General features: G+C 39.5%; 3 protein-coding genes and 2 tRNA genes. 1 reads left to right on the plus strand and 4 read right to left on the minus strand.

Annotation, left to right across the window (positions count from 1 at the left end; translation table 11 throughout):
• Window positions 1-4: 4 nt before the first annotated feature.
• Window positions 5-80 (minus strand) — tRNA-Asn (locus MIB40_RS19245).
• A gap of 51 nt (window positions 81-131) precedes the next feature.
• Window positions 132-269, minus strand: a complete 138-nt coding sequence (locus tag MIB40_RS19895) for a hypothetical protein (protein ID WP_406566480.1) — start codon at window positions 267-269, stop codon at window positions 132-134.
• Window positions 270-841: 572 nt separating this feature from the next.
• On the opposite strand from MIB40_RS19895, the gene MIB40_RS19250 reads away from it, so the two are divergent.
• The gene (locus MIB40_RS19250) at window positions 842-1,753 is read left to right on the plus strand and encodes an alpha/beta fold hydrolase (RefSeq protein WP_249697125.1); all 912 of its coding nucleotides are present in this window, start codon (window positions 842-844) and stop codon (window positions 1,751-1,753) included.
• 88 nt (window positions 1,754-1,841) lie between these two features.
• On the opposite strand, the gene MIB40_RS19255 is transcribed toward MIB40_RS19250, so the two are convergent.
• Both MIB40_RS19255 and MIB40_RS19265 read right to left on the minus strand, forming a co-directional pair.
• Window positions 1,842-2,291 (minus strand): winged helix-turn-helix transcriptional regulator, encoded by a 450-nt coding sequence (locus tag MIB40_RS19255; protein WP_249697126.1) that lies wholly within the window; start codon window positions 2,289-2,291, stop codon window positions 1,842-1,844.
• A gap of 669 nt (window positions 2,292-2,960) precedes the next feature.
• Window positions 2,961-3,036 (minus strand) — tRNA-Asn (locus MIB40_RS19265).
• Between the last annotated feature and the right edge of the window lie 11 nt (window positions 3,037-3,047).

Below are 3,047 nucleotides of genomic sequence, written 5' to 3' on the forward strand. Positions count from 1 at the left end.
TAAGTGGCTCCCCGAGCTGGACTCGAACCAGCGACCCAATGATTAACAGTCATTTGCTCTACCAACTGAGCTATCGGGGAACTGCATGGGAGGCGGGAAGGAAAACGTTGCTGTAACCGAGATGTTTAACCCTACAGCAAGGGCTCCAGCTGTTGCTGCACGCTGATGGGCACCAGCGCGAAATGGTCCAAGCGCATGGAGAACAGGCTGCGACGATGGCTCAGGGATCGCAGCCGGGTGGCGAAGCCAAACATCTCCGCGAGCGGCACTAAGCCTCTTCATGCTGTGATTCAAAAATCATCACACAAATTACTAATTGATAAATAAGAAAAATTATTAGGCCGGTTATTTTTACTCGATTTATTTAGTTTAAATTGTCACACATAGTTGTGCTTCAACGAAGATATAATTCCACCAGTTTAAGTCAATGAAATACCTCTACACAAACAAAAAGAGGGACAGCTAATACGAAATTCTTCCTTAAATTTTGGCATAAGCAACTAGTGATTTGATTAAAGTTTATTTTTTAGACTATATCTAACAGGCTGTAATGAGCGAAAAGCGGACTTTCATAAAGTTCATTATAGTGCGTTATTGCCTCTTGTAGGTTAAAGCTAGTTACTCTTAAAAAACTACGCTCATCCCAAAATCATCCTGGTGATATTTTGGCTCTTCGGAAAGCACTGCGAAAAAACAGAAGCCTACACAACATAATTCCCCCCTTATTACGGCTTCGTTTGTAAAGATTTAACCTGCCTTTAATTTTAGTTGCTTTATGAAATCAAGTGAGATAGGTTACATTTGGTCTTTTAAAGCAACTATAATCAAAGAGAAAAGGAAAATGAAAAATTTATTACAGATGACTATTTCATTAATACTTCTAATTTTTAATCAGTCAACTAATGCCACTGAGACTAATGCAACTTATCAATACTCAAGTACAGCGACTCAATCAATAAGTACAAATGGAGTTACTTTTGCTTATAGAGAGCTAGGTGTAGAACACCAGGAAACTATTATTTTGCTGAATCACTTTTTAGCAGTAATAGATGATTGGGACCCTGCTATTGTAGATGGTTTAGCAACAGAGTATCGAGTGATTGTATTTGATAATGAAGGTCTAGGAGGCTCTACTGGAACCGTAGATACTACGATTGATGGCATGGCTGACAATGCCGCTAACTTTATTAAAGCGCTGGAGCTAAGTAACGTACATGTTTTTGGCTTCTCTATGGGGGGCTTTGTAGCTCAATCGTTAGCACACAAATACCCAGACCTAGTAAGTAAATTAGTTTTAGCAGGTACTGGTCCTTCTAATATTGCTAATACTCATGAATTACCTAATCTGTTAAAGAAGTCATTCATGTACGCTCAGAAGAATAACAAGCATAGAAAAAATTTCTTATTTTTCACGCAATCAAAAGAAAGTCAAATTGCTGCTGATGAGTTTGTTTCTAGACTTGGGGCACGTATCAAGAGTGATCGTGTAAAAAGATCGGACCAACATGTAGTGGCAGCACATGTTGGCGCGATTCAGCGTTGGGCGAAAAAAGGAAATAATTGGTTGTCAAATATACAGCAACCAACGTTAATCATAAATGGCGATAAGGATATTATGGTTGATACCAAATATTCGTTCGAGCTTCACAAGGTATTACCAAACTCGCAAATGAGTATTTACCCTAATGCTGGCCATGGCGCGATATTTCAGTACCATGATTTGTTTGTTAAACAAGTTTTAGCTTTTTTATAAATATTAATGAACCTGTAGTAAAGCAGTTATAAGCTGCTTTACTGCTTCTGGACAATTTAATGGAAGCCTATCTGTGTTGTAACGCGCTTTAAGGATTAATAACTTTAGGTTGCCTTATTACTTTTTCATAAGTTAAGTCATTTCCGTACTCATCAATAACGGACAGTTTGTTTATTGGATTGCCTTTTTGATCTGTCAATAAAAAAGCACTGCGTTTTTCCTCGTCCACCCAGTTTTCTGCCCATTGGTAGATTGTTACCATAATTGGAAACAAATCTTTTCCTTTTTGAGAAAGTTGGTATTCATATCGACTCCCCCTTTTTCCAACTTCGACTTTTTGCATTACTTCATTTTCTACTAGTTGGCAAAGGCGATTGCGCAGTATGTTTTTTGCTATTCCCAAGCTTTTTTCAAAGTCTGAAAATCTCGTTTTACCTGCCATAGCATCACGAATAATAAGGAACGACCAAACATCTCCGACCGCTGATAAGCATTGAGCAATTGAGCATTGCTGATGTGAAAAATTTACTCTTGTCATTCTATAACACTAACTTTTTTGGTTGCATTAAGCAATCAAACGCTTAGTTCACTTTAAAAAACAAATATAGCGAAGGGGTAAGTGGCTAATCCCTTTGCTGCTGCCAAACTTGACCTAATCATATTAGTCAAATCTGACAGTTCAAGTTGAGACTTATTTAGTAAGTAAGATGAATTTTCTACTTTCCAATAAATGGGTATTGCAGTCTAGGCTCGCCAGCTTGCAAAGCTCTAATTGCGGATTTTATTGCACCTTGAGCATCCTTACTTAAAAAGATGTCTGCTGCCATGCCTAGAGCGAGGGTAAAGCAATTAGCCGCGCCTTCGCTCATGGCTCTGGCCAGGATGGCAAATACCCCGGGGCCCGGGGTAATACCGAAAATAAAAATGGCGATAAAAAAGTAAAGGCGCTTTCGGCTGACATGGCTGAATCCTTGGCCGGCTCTGAGTGGTTGATCAACAGAGGCAGAATGTTGTCCCTAAAGGTTCGTTATACGGCAATTGAGACTGACGGAAAAGAGGGCAGAAAAGGAAAAGAGGACAGAAAGGGAAATGAACAGGAATAAAAAATACGAGGCCGTTTAAACAGCGAATCAGAAAAGCTCTGGCATATAATTAGTAAAGTATAGCCATAAAAAAAGACCGACACTGGTCGGTCTTTTTGAATAAGTGGCTCCCCGAGCTGGACTCGAACCAGCGACCCAATGATTAACAGTCATTTGCTCTACCAACTGAGCTATCGGGGAACTGCATGGGA

Origin of the sequence: Aestuariirhabdus haliotis (assembly GCF_023509475.1) — a bacterium.
GTDB classification, from domain to species: Bacteria; Pseudomonadota; Gammaproteobacteria; order Pseudomonadales; family Aestuariirhabdaceae; genus Aestuariirhabdus; species Aestuariirhabdus haliotis.